We start from the raw sequence: 15,503 nt of genomic DNA, 5'->3' as shown, positions 1-15,503 counted from the left end.
GCCGGTCGTTTACGCTTGGGTTCATGGGGATCGCCCGTTGAGCGGTACTGCCTTTTCCGTTAAGATGTATGGATAGACGATGCTATTTTGTTATTCTAAAGTATAAAACGCGCTGTGCCGCCCATAAGAGCGGCCACAGCCGCATCACGTTGTAAGGAGCTGTTCGCCGCATGAAACGCGTGACGATATTAATCGCCGATGACGAGCCCGAGATCGCGGACCTCATCGCGATGCACATCGAGCAGGAAGGCTATCAGGCCATCAAGGCAAACGACGGCGCGGCCGCGCTGCAGGCGGTGCTTGCGCATCCGATCGATTTGGCCATTCTGGACATTATGATGCCGAAGCTGGACGGCCATGAATTGACGCGGCAAATTCGGGAGCGTTATCGGTTCCCGATCATTTTCCTCAGCGCGAAGGCGTCGGACCTCGACAAAATCACCGGCCTCGTGATGGGCGCCGACGATTATATGACCAAGCCGTTCAACCCGCTCGAGCTGGTCGCCCGGGTGAACGCCCAGCTGCGCCGCGCGCTGCACTTGAACGCGCCGCCGGCCGGTACGAAGACGATGATCGAATCGGGCGGCCTCGTGATCGACCCGGACAAGCGGACCGTCGTCTTATACGGCGAACTGGTCATCCTCACGCCCAAGGAGTTCGATATTCTGTGCTTGCTGGCCGGTCATCCGAACAGCGTGTTCAGCGCGGAGCATATTTTCCAGCAGGTGTGGGGAGATGCCTATTATGAGAGCGGAAGCGGCAACACCGTCATGGTGCATATCCGGACGCTGCGCAAGAAGCTGGGCGAAGACAAGGACAAGTTCATTAAGACGGTATGGGGAGTAGGGTACACGTTCAATGGTTAAATCCAGACGCAGCTTTCGGTCCAAAATGCTCGGGTTGTTCGGGCTGAGCATGCTGCTCTCCGGCCTGCTCACGTATTTGCTCTACAAAGGGCTGCAAAGCTATTATCACGAGCACGTATTCGCGGAAGACCCGATCGTGCGGCTTCGCCGGTTCATGAGCGAGGTCGGCGACGTTAACACGTTCATGGTCGTCTTCATTCCGCTGGCGGTCTTATTCTTTTACCTTTTGTCCAAGCCATATGCGGCCTATTTCGAAAAAATCTCGAGCGGCATCCGTCGGCTGGCCGGCGGCGACTTCGCGACGCGCGTGGAGATTGATTCGGGCGACGAGTTCCAGACGATCGCCGAGGACATCAACCGGGCGGGCGAGAAGCTGAAGAACGCCATCGAGCGAGGCGACTTCGCGGAGACCAGCAAGGACCAGCTTGTGCTCAACTTGGCGCATGATTTGCGAACGCCGCTGACGTCGGTGCTCGGGTATTTGGATTATATCCTGAAGAACGAGCAGCTTCCGCCCGAGCAGGCCAAGCACTACGCGATGATCGCGTATACCAAGTCCCGGCGGCTGGAGCGATTGATCGAAGAGCTGTTCGAGATTACGAAAATGAACTACGGCATGCTCGATATCGAGCGGCAGCCGGTCGATCTGAGCGAGCTGCTGTACCAGATGGCCGAGGAGATGGTTCCCATCTTCGAGAACGGCGGCTTGTCTGCCCGGCTGACGGTACCTGCGCGCGTCATGGTAAGCGGCGACGGGGCGATGCTCGCGCGGGTGTTCGAGAACCTGCTGTCGAACGCGGCGCGCTACGGAACGGACGGACGGTTCATCGATATCGCCTGCGAGACGGATCCGGAGGCGGTAACGGTGCGCGTGACGAATTACGGCAATCATATTCCGGAACACGAGCTGCCGTTTCTGTTCGATATGTTCTATACGGGAGACCGGGCGCGCACCCATCAGGGCGGAAGCACCGGGCTTGGCTTGTTCATCGCGAAGAACATCGTCGAGCGCCACGGCGGCAGCATCGCGGCCCATAGCGACGTGACGCAGACCTCGTTCGAGGTGAGGCTGCCGCTGAAGCGGGAGGAAAGCCCAAGCGGATCCAGCGGAACCAATTTAAGAAAAATTTAAACAACAACCCACTTTCGATTTAAACACTTTTCATTAACCTTAAGGACAGACGGTTAAAGGAGAGAGTTTGGTGAAGAAGTGGGTTGTTTTGTTGTTGCTTGCCGTGTTGATCGGCAATTCCTATATCCAGCGCGAGCAAGAGGGAGAAAGCGCGGGCCGCGCGTACGGGGAGGGGGATCGTTCGACGATCACGGCAGCGGAGGCGAACGGCGGCGGGCGGGCGATCGAGCTGACGGAAGCGCAGACATACGGCGGCAGCCTGATCCTCGTGAATGCGGCGCACCCGGTTCGCGAAGAGGGCGTTCTGCCCGATATCGTCGCGTTAGCGGCGCATCCCGAATTAATCGAAGGCTATGGATTGTTAGAGGCGGACACGCGGCTTTCCGCCGGCGTGGCGGAACGGTTCCGCGACATGGTCGACGCGGCGGCCGAGGACGGGGTCACTCATTTTCGCATCAGCAGCGGATACCGGGACGAGGCCGAGCAGCGCCGGATGTACGAAGAGAAAGGCGCGGAATACGCACTGCCGCCCGGCCGCAGCGAGCATAATACCGGACTGTCGCTCGATGTCGGATCGACGCTGGGGGAGATGGGCGGCTTGCCAGAGGGACAATGGCTTATCCGTCATGCCGCGGAGCACGGCTTCATCCTCCGTTATCCGAAGGACAAGACGGAGGTGACCGGCATTCAGTACGAGCCGTGGCATTTTCGCTACGTCGGATTGCCGCACAGCCTGATCATGGAAGAGAACGATTTGGCGTTGGAAGAATATTCGGCATTTCTACGGAAGAAGGGCATCATCCAATCGGAGGCGAACGGCGAACGGTATGAGATTCAGGCCGTCGATGTACCCGGTCATGCAACCGCGCGGGTACCTGCAGATGCCGAAGTGGAACTATCCGGAGACAACCAGGGCGGCGTCGTCATCACGTCGCGGCTGCAATAAAGGAGGAGCGAAACAGATGGAGAACGCAAGAACGGTAAGTGTCGTGAGTATCGGCAAAAGCGCGAAAAAGCTATTTTGGTTTGCGTTATTTCTCATTTACGGGTATGGTCTCGTTAAAGTCATTTTGTTCAAATACGGTACGGTGGACGCCGCGGTGCTCGGTCGCCAGCTCCAGCTTGCGGTGGACAACCCGGAGCACGCGCTGCACAGGCTCAGCTTCGGCAACTTTACGCCGCTCGAGTCGATTACGCGGAATTTGCAGCGATTGTCCAATCGCAACGATGCGGTGAATCTATTCGGCAACATCGCGATCTTCGCCCCGCTCGGCGCATTCGTCGGCTTGCTTACTCGGATGAAGTGGCTTGGCGCGATCGTGGTTCCGTTCCTGGTCAGTCTGTCGCTCGAGTGCGCGCAGATCGTGTTCTCCATGGGGACCTTCGATGTGGACGATCTGATCCTCAATACGCTGGGTGGCTTGCTCGGCTATGCGGGATATCGGCTGTTTACCCTGCAGCATTGAACACCGAATGTCGGGCAGGTCCGGCGGCAACCATGGTACGGTATACGTGAAAGGAGGCGCGAACACGTGCTGGAGACGATGAATGAGGCGCTGACGTATATCGAAGCGCATTTGACGGAGGAGATCGATTACAAGGAGGCTGCCCGGCGAGCGCATTGCTCGGAGCATCATTTCAAGCGGATGTTCTCGGCGCTCGCGGGCATCCCGTTGTCGGAATACGTCCGGCGCCGCAGGCTGACGCTGGCGGCGGTGGAGCTGCAGGATGAGGCGGTCCGCATCCTCGACGTCGCGCTCAAATACGGCTATGAATCGCCCGATTCGTTCACTCGCGCTTTCGCGCAGCTGCACGGGGCGACGCCGTCCGAAGCCCGCAAGCAGGGCCGGACGCTCAAAGCGTTCCCGCGCATGACCTTTCAACTAACGGTTAGGGGAGGAAACGAAATGGAATATCGCATTGTGGAGAAGGACGCCTTTCGGGTCGTCGGCGTGACGCGGCGGGTGCCGATCGTGTTCGAAGGGGTGAATCCGGCGATCGCGGAGCTGGCGGGTACGCTGACGCCGGAGTTGATCGCGACGATCAAGGGGCTGTCAGATACGGAGCCTGCAGGCATGATCAATGCCTCGGTGAATTTCTCCGAAGGGCGCATGGAAGAGAAGGGCGAGCTGGATCACTATATCGGGACCGCGACGACGCAGCCGGCGCCGGAAGGATTGGCGAGCCTGGAAGTCGAGGCTTCCGCTTGGGCGGTGTTCACCGCCGTCGGTCCGTTCCCGCAGACGCTCCAATCGGTATGGGGACGCATCTATTCGGAGTGGTTCCCATCCGCGGGCGCGGGCTACGAACAAACGGGAGGACCGGAGCTGCTCTGGAACGAGTCGCCGGACACGTCGCGGCCGGATTATCGCAGTGAAATTTGGATTCCGGTGCGGAAACGGCAAGCTTAGGAGCGGTATCACCGGCTGAGAATAAGGCATAATTTAGCGGCTCTCGCGCATCACAGCGCGGGAAGCCGCTTTTTGTCCATTCTACTCGCCTATGCGCTGCACGAAGCTAGCCAGGTCATCGAAGTAACCGGGATCGAACAGCTTCCGGGGAAAGAACACCGCATAGAAGGTCGCCCGCAGCTCTGACGCCGCGTTCGCGCTTGTCAGCATGGCATGGTCCGCTTCCGGCAGGCGCGTGACGGACAGCAATCCGGGAGCAACGCGCTGCCGGTAGACGCGCTCGGTCTCCGCGACATCCACGTTCAGATCTTGCCCGCCAAGCACGAGATGAACGGGGCTGCGAAAGGAAGAGAGGCTGGGCGTGGCATCCGAGCGAAAATTTCGCGCGACAAATTGCCAGCGTTCCCGGGTCATGCGCGTGCCGTGCTTGACGATCCGCGCGTACGCCTCATAGGACGCGCCTTTTTGGAGCAGCAGGTTGACGCGTTCCTCCAAAGCAAGCCGTTCGCGGATGTCGGCCTCCGCGAATCCGTCGCGTTTCATTTGTTGACGGGTATGATACGCGCCTTGAGAAAGCCAGTTGATCGCGGGTGCGACTAGGATGCTGAACGCGATCTCCCGGTCCTGTTCGACGACGGACGGAATCACCCATCCGGCTTGGCTGGCGCCCCATAAGCCGATTCGGCGGGCATCGAATATCGCCTGTCGCTTCGCCCACCGAAGGGCCTGCAGCGTTTCCTCCGCGCGATCTTCCATGCTTTGGTTTAGCCAGCTGCCGTCGGAGCCGCCAATGCCGGGTTTGCTTAACGATAAGGACGCGTAACCGGCTTTCGCGAATGCCTCCCATAGCGGCTTGTAAAACCCGTCGTAGGACGCGTCGGCAGGGCCGTCGCCGTGGACGAAAACGACGAGACCGACCTTGCCGATCGGCTTCTCGGGCATTGTCAATATGCCGCGCAGCACGCCTTCTTTCGTTGGAATGGCGACCGGCTGCTCGACCATCTCGAAGTCGTGCTGCCAGACGATGAGCAGGACGGCGGCCGCGATCGCCAATGATAGGAGAGTTGCGGCCCATCGCAGCCGTTGCCGGATCATTCCGAGTCCCCAGATCCATGCACTTCCCATGCCATATAGCGCCAGCGGCTTTCTTTCAGAATCCATTCGCTCGTCCAGCTTGCCGATTCGCGCAGCGTCGCGAAACCGTGGCGTTCGTACAGCCGGGACGCGCCCTTATTCGAACCCGCGACGTGAAGCGACAGCCGCTTCAGATCCGGGCAGTCTTGGACATATTGCTGCGCCCAAGAAAGGAGCCGGCTGCCGATTCCCCAATTACGATGGCGCGCACTTACGGCGAGATGGTCGATGTAGCATTCGCCTGGCTTCGGCGCATAGTGAAGCAAAGACATGCCCGCGGCGAATTTGCAGGCGCGCAGCAAGCCATACTCTCGCCTCAGCCCGGCTAGTGTTCCTACCCAACGCCGATCGGAACCGGCAGAGCCGCCGGCCTGAGTTAAGGCGATCGAACCGATCACTTCGTCATGAAGAAGGGCGACCATGTGCGGCGTCCCGATGCATTCCGCCTTCACGGACATCCACGCGGCGAGCACGTCACCGATCCGAACCTCTCCCACAGGCAAGAGCGCTTGGAATTTGCGGCGGAATGACGATGCAATCAGACGGCACGCCTCCCGTTGGTTCTCCGGGCGTATGGGGACAATCCTGATGGGCAGGCGTTCCATCATACGCCGACTGCCCTGGTCCGGTTCACGGCAAACTGAATTTCGTAGAGGAGCTTGCCATTATCGAACATGGACATGTACGAATCTTCGATCACGACCACCGGTCCCGAACGTTCCAGTACCCATTGCTCGGCTTGGCGGAGTAGATTTTCGATTTCGCGTTCCAACTCGTCGTCATCCGCAAGCGACGTCCAACTCACAAGGTACTCGCCAGCCTCTAGCACCAGATCCGCCTTCTCGCCGGGCGCGGTCACGATGTAGAGCGCGCTCTCTTCTTCCATTCCGTAGACGAAGTGCAAATCGGACTTGAACAGACCGCCTTGACTAGGCTTCCGTTCCGCGAGATGGCGGGCGTGCAGCGTTTCCTTATCGGGAAGCGGAATCCAACGAGTTAGCCGCCGCGTCTCGAGCATCTTGATTTCGCAGCAGGCGTCTTTAGCCGTATGCGACCATATCGCCCGTCGATCCAACAGCCGGCCGGTGAAGTCGCGGAGCTGGTGAAGCCGATCGATCTCGGCCGCGATACGCGCCATGGACCGGTTAAGGAGCGCTTCGTAATCTTCCGGCGCGTAGGAAGCAAGGGCAACCTGAATATCGCCGACCGGAACCTCGAGCTCGCGCAGCAGCAAAATATGAGACAAGCGGTAAATTTCTTCGATCCCGTACATGCGATATTGATTGTCGCCGGTAAAAGCGGGGTTCAAAATGCCTTTCTCTTCGAAATAACGGATTTGGTGGACGGAGACATCCATCAGTCTAGCGAGTTCGCTGATCGTGAGATGGGTATGCAAACGATCCAGCTCCTTTCTTCTCTTGCGGCGTTAACGTTAACTATAAACCTTAGGTCTGACCCAAGGTCAATAGCGTGCGCAAGAGAAAGAACGATTGACAAGAATGGATGGAAAAGGTAAGCTGAAATCATAAAATGTTAGTGATCACTAACTATCATCCGAGAATGAGCGTGAGAATATGGCAGCATCGCATAACGGAAGCAGCAAAGAGCGGCTAATGACAGCCGCCATCGAACTGATGGCCGCCCGAGGGTATAAGGGCGTATCGACGAAGGAAATCGCGGCCGCGGCCGGCGTCAGCGAAATGACGCTGTTTCGCCAATTCGGCAGCAAGAAGAATTTATTGGACCAGGCGGTCGACCGTCATCATTACGCGGCCGAGATGGAGCTCTTCTTCCGCGATGCCATCGCGTGGGATTTAGGGCCTGACTTGCACCGGATCAGCCGCTTGTATCACGACATCATGAACCGTAACCGGCATCTGTTTCTGATCGTGCTGAAGGACGACGATCTGACCGACATCCGGGAACGGGCGCAGCAGCATCCGCGGAAGCTGCTGGAACTGCTGACCGGGTATTTGGCGGACATGCGACAGCGGGAAGCCGTCATCGAGATGGATGTGCAAGCGCAAGCAATGGCGTTCATGTTTATGAATTACGGGGCGTTTATGGCGGGACTATTCGTCGCGACGCCGATCGCCGATCGTCAATCCGAGGCCGTCATCGCCGGCGGCGTGGAAACGTTCGTGCGGGCATGGACGCCGCGAGTCGGAGGAGCATAAGCAAGCGAAGCGCAAAGACGATCGGTGATGAGGGGGGCTGACGACGATAATGGGGATGGGGCATTCGAGAGAAGGCAAGGTCGGCTTGACCGCGGCAAGCGGATATCAGATCGGCGTTCGCCGAACGCTGCCGTGGTCGCAGGAGCAGGCGTGGGCGTTCCTGACGTCGCGAGAAGGAGTGCGGCTGTGGCTTGGCGAGGTGGAGCCGCCGCGACTCCAAGCCGGCGAGACGTTCGCGTCCGCGGCTGGCATTAGCGGCGAGCTTCGCGTCGTGAAGCCGTTCGAGCAGCTGCGCCTGCGCTGGAAGCGAGCATCTTGGCCGACGCCGTCGACCTTGCAGATCCGGCTGCTGCCGGCGAAGAGCGGGACGACGGTCAGTTTCCACCAGGAGCAGCTCGTAAGCGCGGAGCTTAGGGAAGAGATGAAGTTGGTCTGGGAAGATGTGCTTGCCGTCATGATAGCCAAGGCTAGCGATTCCACGTAAATAAGGGAGAGGAGATTCGCCATGAACCGATTCAGCCATATCGATCTTCGAGTGAACCGTCTGGCGCTGGCGCTGCCGTTTTATGAGAAGCTGCTGCCCGCCCTGGGCTTCACCCGAACCTTTCATAGCGCGGATTGGCGCGTATTCGCAGGCGAAGGGGAGCTGCCAAGCGCCCCCTATTTCGCGATTACGGAGGACGCGAACCATCGGCCGTGCGCGAACCTGATCGGCTTCTGGGCGACCGACCGGGAGGAAGTTGACCGGATCGCGGCGTTGGTGAAAGAGGCCGGCGGCAAGTTGAACGACGGGCCGCGGCAATTTCCGATCAGTCCGACGTATTATGCGGTATATTTCGAGGACCCTTGCGGCAATAAATATGAAGTCGTGCACAGGCTGAACTGAAGAACGTGAAACGTCCGGCCTGCTCGTACGTAAACAAGGGAACCGGGCGGCAGCCCGGGCTAACATTTGCGGGAGGTTTTGAACCATGGGTTTGTTTGATATGTTTAAAGGCGATAAATCGACGGAGGGCATGACGCCGCATTTCGCATTCGCGACTTCGCTGCTGTACATGATGAAATCCGACGGCGAAATGGATAACGAGGAAATCGGCCAGCTGCTCGCGGTGCTCGGCGGCGAATCCAAGAACGGCGTCATCGGCGTAGGCGCGAATAACCGCGCGCTGCTGGACCGCGCGCTCAAATATACGCGTTCCAATTCCATCGAGTCCTTCCTTCGCGAAGCCGCACCGATCCTGACGGATGCCCAGAAGATGTGTATTCTCGTGAACCTGGTCGACTCGTCGCTTGCGGACGGCGAGCCGGAGCGCGAAGAGCAGGAGCTGTTCGCCAAATTCCTGACGGCGTTCAACATTACGGAAGAACGCTTCAAGCCGTTCTTTGAAGTCATCATGCTGAAGAACGATCGCTCCGTATTCATCAATCAGAACCACCCGATGAACCAGCCGGGCTACCAAGTCAGCCTCGGGATCTAAACCATCGCATCGATTGCAAGCACGCCTCCGTAGGGGGCGTGTTTTTTCATACGTAAGGTGAAGTTTCACCGTCATCAACGACCCTCGCCTATAGGGAGAACGCCAGCCGATTTACCTTGCATGCGGCTTTCCTTTCGGCAACCTTTTCGAAGGAATGGCGTCTATGATGGAGATGGAACATGTTGGAGGTAGATACATAAGTGGGGATGACATGGAAAGCAAGTAGAAGCGTGCTGCTCATCGGACTTGCGGCGACGACGGTGCTGGCAACGGGATGCGCTACGCAAGACAAGCAGGGGAGCGACGGGAATCACGCTGCCCTTAACTCAGAGGCGGCGGGCGGAGGCACAACATCTGGAAAAGGGGCCGCGGATGGCGAGAATGGCCAAGCGGTTGAGCCGGATAGCGAGCAAGTCAAGGCGCTAGACGAACAATCGGCAACTGGGGAAGCGAATGGCGGCGAAGCCGAGATCGACATTCCGTCGGTCACGATTCCGGAGCGAGGCATTACGTTGTCGCCGGCTCAACCGGAAGGCGCACTGCTTCAAATCGGCGGGAAGCGGCAGCGATTCGACTGGACCTACACGACGTCAAGAATGATACTGCCGCGGCTGCAGGCAAGCGATTATGACCAAGACGGCGAAGATGAGCTGGCCGTCGCGCTGAACGTCGATTCCGGAACAGGGTTATCGGTGGACGAACTGCACATCGTGGAATTCGAGGGCGGGGGCGCGAAGGCCGCCGAACCGACCGAAGGCGCCGCTCCCTTCGTGGATCGCATCTTCGCCAGTGAAGACTACCTCGCACAGCTCGGCAGCGCATTGACGTTCCAGACATCCGAAGCAGCGGGCGAGTTGTTCGGCCATGTGACGCTGAACGGCGAGACAACGAAGGTGAGTTTGAAGTCCTTCCAAACGGGCTATAACGGCAAAGTGACCGAGAAGCTAGGATATGGTTCGATCGTCGGGTTCGAGCCGTCTGCCAATAAGCTGATCGCGACATTCGGGATAGGCGTTATCATCGAGAACGTGGCCGAGCCCCAATATTTCGGCGAGATCCAAGCAGACGTCGGCTACAAGGACGGGGAATTTCTATTGAGCGCCTTCCGGTTCAACGCGGATGAAGAATGAGTAGCAGTAACGAAACTTGCAAATAAGGCCGCACGCACCAAACTCTTGGGGCGAGGCGGCCTTTTGCTTTTCGGTCAAGCGTACAAAAGCTTCGGGTTCGACACTCCGCGCAGCGCTGGCGTTAAGCCCGGTTCATCCCAAGCTTGCGCGCCTCGTCCAGCCACTTCTTCCGCCGCTCCGCCGTTGATGGCCGCACGGGGCCGACCTCCGTAATCTTCACGGGCGAGATGCCGCAGAACTTGAGAATGTTATTGCGCATGACCCGGTGTCCCGCATGACGATAGATCCACCGGTTATACCAAGGCGGCGTATCCATGGTGACGATCAAACGCGCGGTTTTGCCGGTTAGCAGCTTATCCCAGAGCTGGGAGTTGTCGCGGTACTTGAACGCGAAGCCCGGCAGGAAGACGCGGTCGATAAAGCCTTTCAGCAGCGCGGGCATTGCCCCCCACCAAGTCGGGTAGACGAATACGAGGTGGTCGGCCCAGCGGATCAGCTCCTGGGCTTCCGCAAGTTCCGGCTCCAGCTCGGTCCGCTGCCGGTAACCGTGAGCCAGGTTCAAATCGAAGCGAATGGCGGATAGGTCCAGGCGCCGCACCTCGGCTCGGCTGTCGGCGGCCCCTTCGGCATAAGCGCCGGCTAGCGCGGCGCAGTAGCTTTGCGCATCGGGGTTGCCGTTAATGATCAGAATATTGGACTTCATCATAATCCTCCTCCTTCGGTTACGTGCAATATGCTATCCTTGCTATAAGCATAGAAGGAATGCAGCCGCGTGGGTATGATGAATGACGCACAGCGGGCTGCGATTTCGCGCAAAGGAGGCAGATCATGTCGGGCACACCGGATGTTTCGATCGCCATGGTTTATCCGGTCATGAAGGCCATCATGCATAAAGGGTTAGCATGGGAGGCGTTCTGCGCGCACATCGGTTTCGACGCCGGGCTGCTGCAGGATTCGGATGCGCGCATTCCGGGCGCGGAGCTGGAGCGGATTATGAACGCCGCGGCTCAATACGCAGGGGATGATCATTTTGGGCTTCATCAGGGGCAAATAACGGAGTTCGCGGATATGGGCATCTTGGGATACGTCATGATGCATTCCCGCACGGTCGAAGGCGCGCTTGCGGCCTATCGCCGGTACAACGATATTTTGTGCTGCGGCTTCAATCTGGCTTGGACCACGGAAGGGGATGAACTGCGCATCGGCATGTATCTCGAGCATCCCGGCCGAATGGGCAGGCATTGCGCGGAAGATATGGCCAGCTCGTTGTATGGGTTGATCGGCAAATTTACGAATCGGCAGTTCGCCCTGCTGCGGGTTCAATTCACGCATGAACCGCCGGCGGAGCTTGCGCCCTACGCGCGCGTATTCGGGCTGACCCCGTCGTTCGGCGCGCCGCGCAACGAGCTGGTCCTGCCGCGCGGGGTGCTGGACGCACCGATTCTGTACGCGGACGCGAAGCTGCTCGGCATTTTCGAGGGGATCGCCCGGGAGACGAAGGCGGGACTGGCCAAGCCGGAATCGTTCGCCCAGCGAACCGAGCAGTGGATCGGCGCCTGCATGCCCGCGAGCTTCCCGAGCTTGCAGCAGACGGCGGAGCATTTTGGCCTGAGCTCGCGAACGGTCCAGCAGAAGCTGAAAGAAGAGGGGACCTCGTATCAGGAGCTGTCGGCGAGCGTTCGGCGGGAGCTCGCCATCGCGTACTTGCGCAAGCCGGGCTATTCGGTGGGAGATATCGCCTACGCGCTGCATTTCTCGGAGCCGAGCGCCTTCCAGAACGCCTTCAAGAAGTGGACCGGGTTCACCCCTGGCCAATATCGGGCGCAGGCGGCCGGCGATAACTGACAATTGCGCGCGCCTAGCGAATTCGGTATATTATGTAGTCATAGGAGGTGGTAAGTATGGCAGCACGCGATTGCCGGGTTCCATCCACTCATGCAAAGCCACGATTCGGAGGCGATACTTTGCATGGGGCGTTAACGGGGAAGTTTATCGCCTAAACCAGCTGGCATCGTTTCTAATGGTGGCTTTGCCCCTTATTTGACAAGCATGCATTCACACAATAAGGAGCTGACCAGGAATGGGACCATTTATTAGAAACCACCACTATAATTTTATCAAGAAACAAACGGGCATCGTGCAGCAGGCGCTGCGGACGAGCGCCGATCCGAAAATCGTGCAGACGGTCCGGAGCAGCGCGGTCGCCAAAATCACGGAGCAGTTCCCGGAGCTGACGGACGCGCAGCGCGAGCTGCTCGAAGGATTGGCGGACGCGAAGACGGCCGAGGATTTTCAGACGTATCTGCGTACGCTGGAAGCGCTGGTCGAGGTTTTCCCCGAGGTAAGCGAAGCGGGGATTCGCAAGCTGTTCCCGAAGAATAAGAAGCTGAAGGTGCCGGATGTTGGGCTCATCGACCGCCGCTTCGTCACCTATCTGGGCTGGCACGACATCGCGACGGGCAAAATGTTCATGGTGTACGACTACCAAGGTCGCATCGTCGGCATCGAAGGCAAGTATACGCCGTCGAACAAGAAAAGCTATTGCTTCGTATGCAATCGGGTCAGCGAGGTCGGCCTGTTCTCGGCGATCACCAAATCGAGGCCGGCCAAGTCCTCGCCCGACTATTACAAAGCCGTCGGCAATTACATGTGCATGGACGCGACATCGTGCAACCAGAGCGTAGCGGAGACGGCGCAGCTGGAGCGCTTCATCGGCAGCGTCGTGGACTAACGCCGGCATAGGCAAGCTCGCAGGGGGCGGAAACTTCGGTTTCCGCCTTTTTGGCGTGCAATTCGCTTGCTCATTCTCTGCCCCCCGCCCATAATGAAACATAACGAATGGCGAACCCGAAGCGGGCAGGAGGAACGAACATGGAGTTGACCTATTTGCATACCTTCCTGGAGGTGGCCAAATCCGGAAGCTTTACGCAGACGGCCGAGAAGCTCGGCTATGCGCAGTCGAGCGTCACGACGCAAATTCAACGACTCGAGGAATCGTACGGGGCGGTGTTGTTCGAACGGTTCGGCCGCCGCATGAAGCTCACCCACGCGGGCGAGGTGCTGCTCGGCTACGCGCGGGACCTGATCCGGCTGCACGGCGAGTCGAAGGAAGCCGTCTCCGCGCAAAACGGGGGCTCGCTCTCCATCGGGACGATCGAGACGATGGCGGCCTTTTTCCTGCCGCCGCATCTGCAGGCCTTTCAGCGCGCCTACCCGGAGATGAACGTCATGCTGCAGCCCGGCAGCGAGCCGGCGATCATCGAGGCGGTGCGGGCCGGGGAATTGGACCTGGGCGTCATTCTCGATCCGCCCTTCGCCGATCCGGATTTTTATACCATTGCGGTCAGGGAAGAACCGCTTGTCATCGTCGCGCATCCCGAGCATCGGCTGTCGGGGCTGGGCGAGGTCAGCATCGGCGACTTGGCGGGCGAATCGCTCATTCTCACCGAAGAGGGGTGCACCTACCGAGCCATGCTGCTCGGCGCGCTCAAGGAGGCCGGCGTCGGCTGCAAGCTGTCGTACGAATTCGGCAATTTGGAGGCGATCAAGCAATGCGTCGTCTACGGACTTGGCGTGGCGCTGCTGCCGGAGATCGTCGTCCGGCAGGATGTGCGCCTCGGCAAGCTGTCCGCCAAGCCGTTCGCACATCCGGCTTGCAGGTTCTACACGCAGATTATCTATGCGAAGCGAAAATGGGTGTCGAAGCCGTTCCGTTATTTTCTGGAGCTTGTCGGCGCTCCGGTTGGCGGAGGGCAGGAGAGCGCTGGCGGCTGAGCCGCGTTAGTCGACACGGCTCAGCCGAAGATACGACGAAGGCTGGAAGAGAATATAGTAGATTCCAAGGAACGGATTGAATAACCGCCAGCCTTGGATCCGACAATCGCACGCGAAGCGAACGCATTCGTTCGCCTCTAATCGGAACGGGATTGTACCGCTGCCGCACCAGTCGATACGCAGCTCGATCTCATGATCACCCGGCGAAAGCGGGATTTGGCGCGTCCCGCCATCTTCGATATTGCCCATGTCCTGACCGTCGATCAGAATAACGAAATGCCGGATTTTGTTCGCGTATTGGGTGCTGCGGGTCAGTTCGATCCAGCCGAATGGTTCCATAGCGCACCTCCTTAACATGCATTTATTTTACCGTATACAGGATATTGAAGCGCAACCAAAAAAAGGCGCGAATGCCGGGGCTCATTCATAGCCCCTCGGCGTTCGCGCCTTTTGTGATTCGCGCTTATCCGGCATACAGCCATTCGAGCGCGCTGACGAAATGTTTGGCAAAGAAAACCTGGTCGTGCGTCCCGCCTTCTTCGACCTCGAACTTCAGCCGGTCCCCGCCGAGCCCGTGGTGTTCCAGCGCGCGGCGGGCATCGTGCGAGTAGGGAACCATATGGCGCTGGATGCTCGTCTTATGGATGCCTTCGAGATTGCCGACGGACATGTATATTTTCTGGTCGGCCTGCGGAAGCGGCGTCTCGTGGACGAACGTTAAGAAACGCTCGTACCACACCGAGGGGGACAAGGCGCCGAATCGGCCGAAGACGTGCGGCTTGCGGAACGCGGCGTAGAGCGTAATCATGCCGCCGAAGGAGGCGCCAATGATCGCGGTATGCGCGGCCGTGGACTCGGTCCGGTACGCTTGGTCGATATGCGGCTTGAGCGTCTCGGCCAAATAATCGAGATAATCGTCGCCCTTGCCGCCGAAATCCGCATACGTGCCGGTGAGCGACTTGGCCGGCCATGGCGTGTAGTCGTCGTTGCGGTTAATCGGCTCGATGCCGACGAGGATCACCTCCGGCAGCTCCCCTGCGATGAATTTATGCTCCAGTTGGTTGAAACAGTTGCGCGCCAGCGTCGCCCCGTCCTGTATATAGACGACCGGGTACCGCCGATCGTCGTGGGCATAAGAAGGCGGCAGGGAGATGTGGATATTGCGCGACCCGATCGTCTCGGTATCGAATGGTTGTCTCATAGCGTCAAAGCACCTCGTTCACTAGCTTCTCCTATTATCCGTTCATGATAGAACAAAGCGGGGCGCCCTGCCATGGATGGATGACCGCTGCGGCATGGACTATGCGATATGGCGTAATCGGATACTTATTTACATCTTGTAATTGCCCTATGAAGCGGCGTAACATCATAATCAAATACATGTGTTAAATTTTATCAATT

General features: G+C 58.7%; 19 protein-coding genes. 13 read left to right on the top strand and 6 right to left on the bottom strand.

The genetic code is table 11. The features are described from left to right. Positions 1–170 precede the first annotated feature (170 nt). The 5 genes from ACFSKT_RS19865 to ACFSKT_RS19845 all read left to right on the top strand — a co-directional run bounded on the left by ACFSKT_RS19865 (position 171) and on the right by ACFSKT_RS19845 (position 4,409). Positions 171–866 carry a response regulator transcription factor gene (locus ACFSKT_RS19865; RefSeq protein ID WP_377718473.1) on the top strand — a complete coding sequence of 232 codons (696 nt, stop codon included), beginning with the start codon at positions 171–173 and terminating at the stop codon, positions 864–866. Further along, the gene (locus tag ACFSKT_RS19860; protein WP_377718474.1) at positions 859–1,998 is read left to right on the top strand and encodes a HAMP domain-containing sensor histidine kinase; all 1,140 of its coding nucleotides are present in this window, start codon (positions 859–861) and stop codon (positions 1,996–1,998) included. The genes ACFSKT_RS19865 and ACFSKT_RS19860 overlap by 8 nt, the downstream gene beginning before the upstream one ends. Positions 1,999–2,068: 70 nt before the next feature. Then, positions 2,069–2,944, top strand: coding sequence for a M15 family metallopeptidase (locus ACFSKT_RS19855; RefSeq protein WP_377718475.1), 876 nt, complete (start codon positions 2,069–2,071; stop codon positions 2,942–2,944). Between the two features lie 16 nt (positions 2,945–2,960). Next, positions 2,961–3,464, top strand: coding sequence for a VanZ family protein (locus ACFSKT_RS19850; RefSeq protein WP_377718476.1), 504 nt, complete (start codon positions 2,961–2,963; stop codon positions 3,462–3,464). A gap of 78 nt (positions 3,465–3,542) precedes the next feature. After that, the gene (locus tag ACFSKT_RS19845; RefSeq protein WP_377718764.1) at positions 3,543–4,409 is read left to right on the top strand and encodes an AraC family transcriptional regulator; all 867 of its coding nucleotides are present in this window, start codon (positions 3,543–3,545) and stop codon (positions 4,407–4,409) included. Between the two features lie 81 nt (positions 4,410–4,490). Here ACFSKT_RS19845 and ACFSKT_RS19840 read toward each other — a convergent pair whose 3' ends face one another. The 3 genes from ACFSKT_RS19840 to ACFSKT_RS19830 form a co-directional block, all read right to left on the bottom strand. Then, on the bottom strand, positions 4,491–5,504 hold the full coding sequence (locus ACFSKT_RS19840) for an alpha/beta hydrolase family protein (protein WP_377718477.1): 1,014 nt from the start codon (positions 5,502–5,504) through the stop codon (positions 4,491–4,493). Next, positions 5,501–6,040 (bottom strand): GNAT family N-acetyltransferase, encoded by a 540-nt coding sequence (locus tag ACFSKT_RS19835; RefSeq protein ID WP_377718478.1) that lies wholly within the window; start codon positions 6,038–6,040, stop codon positions 5,501–5,503. The genes ACFSKT_RS19840 and ACFSKT_RS19835 overlap by 4 nt, the downstream gene beginning before the upstream one ends. Positions 6,041–6,147: 107 nt before the next feature. Beyond that, entirely contained in the window at positions 6,148–6,939 is a 792-nt protein-coding gene (locus ACFSKT_RS19830) for a MerR family transcriptional regulator (RefSeq protein ID WP_377718479.1), read from the bottom strand. A 178-nt stretch (positions 6,940–7,117) separates the two neighbouring features. On the opposite strand from ACFSKT_RS19830, the gene ACFSKT_RS19825 reads away from it, so the two are divergent. The 5 genes from ACFSKT_RS19825 (at position 7,118) to ACFSKT_RS19805 (ending at position 10,328) form a co-directional block, all read left to right on the top strand. Further along, the gene (locus ACFSKT_RS19825; protein WP_377718480.1) at positions 7,118–7,720 is read left to right on the top strand and encodes a TetR/AcrR family transcriptional regulator; all 603 of its coding nucleotides are present in this window, start codon (positions 7,118–7,120) and stop codon (positions 7,718–7,720) included. A gap of 55 nt (positions 7,721–7,775) precedes the next feature. Next, on the top strand, positions 7,776–8,204 hold the full coding sequence (locus ACFSKT_RS19820; protein ID WP_377718765.1) for an SRPBCC domain-containing protein: 429 nt from the start codon (positions 7,776–7,778) through the stop codon (positions 8,202–8,204). 21 nt (positions 8,205–8,225) lie between these two features. After that, positions 8,226–8,606: a VOC family protein gene (locus tag ACFSKT_RS19815; RefSeq protein WP_377718481.1), complete on the top strand. Its 381-nt coding sequence runs from the start codon at positions 8,226–8,228 to the stop codon at positions 8,604–8,606. 85 nt (positions 8,607–8,691) lie between these two features. Next, a complete protein-coding gene (locus ACFSKT_RS19810; protein WP_377718482.1) occupies positions 8,692–9,198 on the top strand; it encodes a tellurite resistance TerB family protein in 507 nt (168 codons plus the stop codon). A gap of 200 nt (positions 9,199–9,398) precedes the next feature. Then, entirely contained in the window at positions 9,399–10,328 is a 930-nt protein-coding gene (locus ACFSKT_RS19805) for a hypothetical protein (RefSeq protein ID WP_377718483.1), read from the top strand. Between the two features lie 121 nt (positions 10,329–10,449). On the opposite strand, the gene ACFSKT_RS19800 is transcribed toward ACFSKT_RS19805, so the two are convergent. Then, positions 10,450–11,031 carry an NAD(P)H-dependent oxidoreductase gene (locus ACFSKT_RS19800; protein WP_377718766.1) on the bottom strand — a complete coding sequence of 194 codons (582 nt, stop codon included), beginning with the start codon at positions 11,029–11,031 and terminating at the stop codon, positions 10,450–10,452. Between the two features lie 125 nt (positions 11,032–11,156). Here ACFSKT_RS19800 and ACFSKT_RS19795 point away from each other — a divergent pair, with 125 nt between their 5' ends. The 3 genes from ACFSKT_RS19795 (at position 11,157) to ACFSKT_RS19785 (ending at position 14,102) form a co-directional block, all read left to right on the top strand. Next, positions 11,157–12,173 (top strand): AraC family transcriptional regulator, encoded by a 1,017-nt coding sequence (locus ACFSKT_RS19795; RefSeq protein ID WP_377718484.1) that lies wholly within the window; start codon positions 11,157–11,159, stop codon positions 12,171–12,173. 235 nt (positions 12,174–12,408) lie between these two features. Then, on the top strand, positions 12,409–13,059 hold the full coding sequence (locus tag ACFSKT_RS19790) for a FusB/FusC family EF-G-binding protein (RefSeq protein WP_377718485.1): 651 nt from the start codon (positions 12,409–12,411) through the stop codon (positions 13,057–13,059). Between the two features lie 140 nt (positions 13,060–13,199). Beyond that, on the top strand, positions 13,200–14,102 hold the full coding sequence (locus ACFSKT_RS19785; protein ID WP_377718486.1) for a LysR family transcriptional regulator: 903 nt from the start codon (positions 13,200–13,202) through the stop codon (positions 14,100–14,102). A 6-nt stretch (positions 14,103–14,108) separates the two neighbouring features. Here the strand turns inward: ACFSKT_RS19785 and ACFSKT_RS19780 are convergent, their stop codons facing one another. Beyond that, positions 14,109–14,441: a hypothetical protein gene (locus ACFSKT_RS19780; protein ID WP_377718487.1), complete on the bottom strand. Its 333-nt coding sequence runs from the start codon at positions 14,439–14,441 to the stop codon at positions 14,109–14,111. A 124-nt stretch (positions 14,442–14,565) separates the two neighbouring features. Beyond that, positions 14,566–15,303: an alpha/beta hydrolase gene (locus tag ACFSKT_RS19775; protein ID WP_377718488.1), complete on the bottom strand. Its 738-nt coding sequence runs from the start codon at positions 15,301–15,303 to the stop codon at positions 14,566–14,568. Positions 15,304–15,503 lie beyond the last annotated feature (200 nt).

The organism is Paenibacillus xanthanilyticus, assembly GCF_042682185.1.
GTDB lineage: Bacteria > Bacillota > Bacilli > Paenibacillales > Paenibacillaceae > Paenibacillus_Z > Paenibacillus_Z xanthanilyticus.
The sequence above is the reverse complement of the archived record's forward strand: the minus strand, read 5'-3'. Positions and strand labels throughout refer to the sequence as shown.

What these genes read in the sequence shown, in the direction of transcription:
- ACFSKT_RS19820 (WP_377718765.1), top strand. Translation starts at nt 7,776, where the DNA reads ATGGGGCATTCGAGAGAAGGCAAGGTCGGCTTGACCGCGGCAAGCGGA.
- ACFSKT_RS19865 (WP_377718473.1), top strand. Translation starts at nt 171, where the DNA reads ATGAAACGCGTGACGATATTAATCGCCGATGACGAGCCCGAGATCGCG.
- ACFSKT_RS19795 (WP_377718484.1), top strand. Translation starts at nt 11,157, where the DNA reads ATGTCGGGCACACCGGATGTTTCGATCGCCATGGTTTATCCGGTCATG.
- ACFSKT_RS19845 (WP_377718764.1), top strand. Translation starts at nt 3,543, where the DNA reads ATGAATGAGGCGCTGACGTATATCGAAGCGCATTTGACGGAGGAGATC.
- ACFSKT_RS19850 (WP_377718476.1), top strand. Translation starts at nt 2,961, where the DNA reads ATGGAGAACGCAAGAACGGTAAGTGTCGTGAGTATCGGCAAAAGCGCG.
- ACFSKT_RS19800 (WP_377718766.1), bottom strand. Translation starts at nt 11,031, where the DNA reads ATGAAGTCCAATATTCTGATCATTAACGGCAACCCCGATGCGCAAAGC.
- ACFSKT_RS19810 (WP_377718482.1), top strand. Translation starts at nt 8,692, where the DNA reads ATGGGTTTGTTTGATATGTTTAAAGGCGATAAATCGACGGAGGGCATG.
- ACFSKT_RS19785 (WP_377718486.1), top strand. Translation starts at nt 13,200, where the DNA reads ATGGAGTTGACCTATTTGCATACCTTCCTGGAGGTGGCCAAATCCGGA.
- ACFSKT_RS19775 (WP_377718488.1), bottom strand. Translation starts at nt 15,303, where the DNA reads ATGAGACAACCATTCGATACCGAGACGATCGGGTCGCGCAATATCCAC.
- ACFSKT_RS19815 (WP_377718481.1), top strand. Translation starts at nt 8,226, where the DNA reads ATGAACCGATTCAGCCATATCGATCTTCGAGTGAACCGTCTGGCGCTG.
- ACFSKT_RS19840 (WP_377718477.1), bottom strand. Translation starts at nt 5,504, where the DNA reads ATGATCCGGCAACGGCTGCGATGGGCCGCAACTCTCCTATCATTGGCG.
- ACFSKT_RS19825 (WP_377718480.1), top strand. Translation starts at nt 7,118, where the DNA reads ATGGCAGCATCGCATAACGGAAGCAGCAAAGAGCGGCTAATGACAGCC.
- ACFSKT_RS19790 (WP_377718485.1), top strand. Translation starts at nt 12,409, where the DNA reads ATGGGACCATTTATTAGAAACCACCACTATAATTTTATCAAGAAACAA.
- ACFSKT_RS19860 (WP_377718474.1), top strand. Translation starts at nt 859, where the DNA reads ATGGTTAAATCCAGACGCAGCTTTCGGTCCAAAATGCTCGGGTTGTTC.
- ACFSKT_RS19780 (WP_377718487.1), bottom strand. Translation starts at nt 14,441, where the DNA reads ATGGAACCATTCGGCTGGATCGAACTGACCCGCAGCACCCAATACGCG.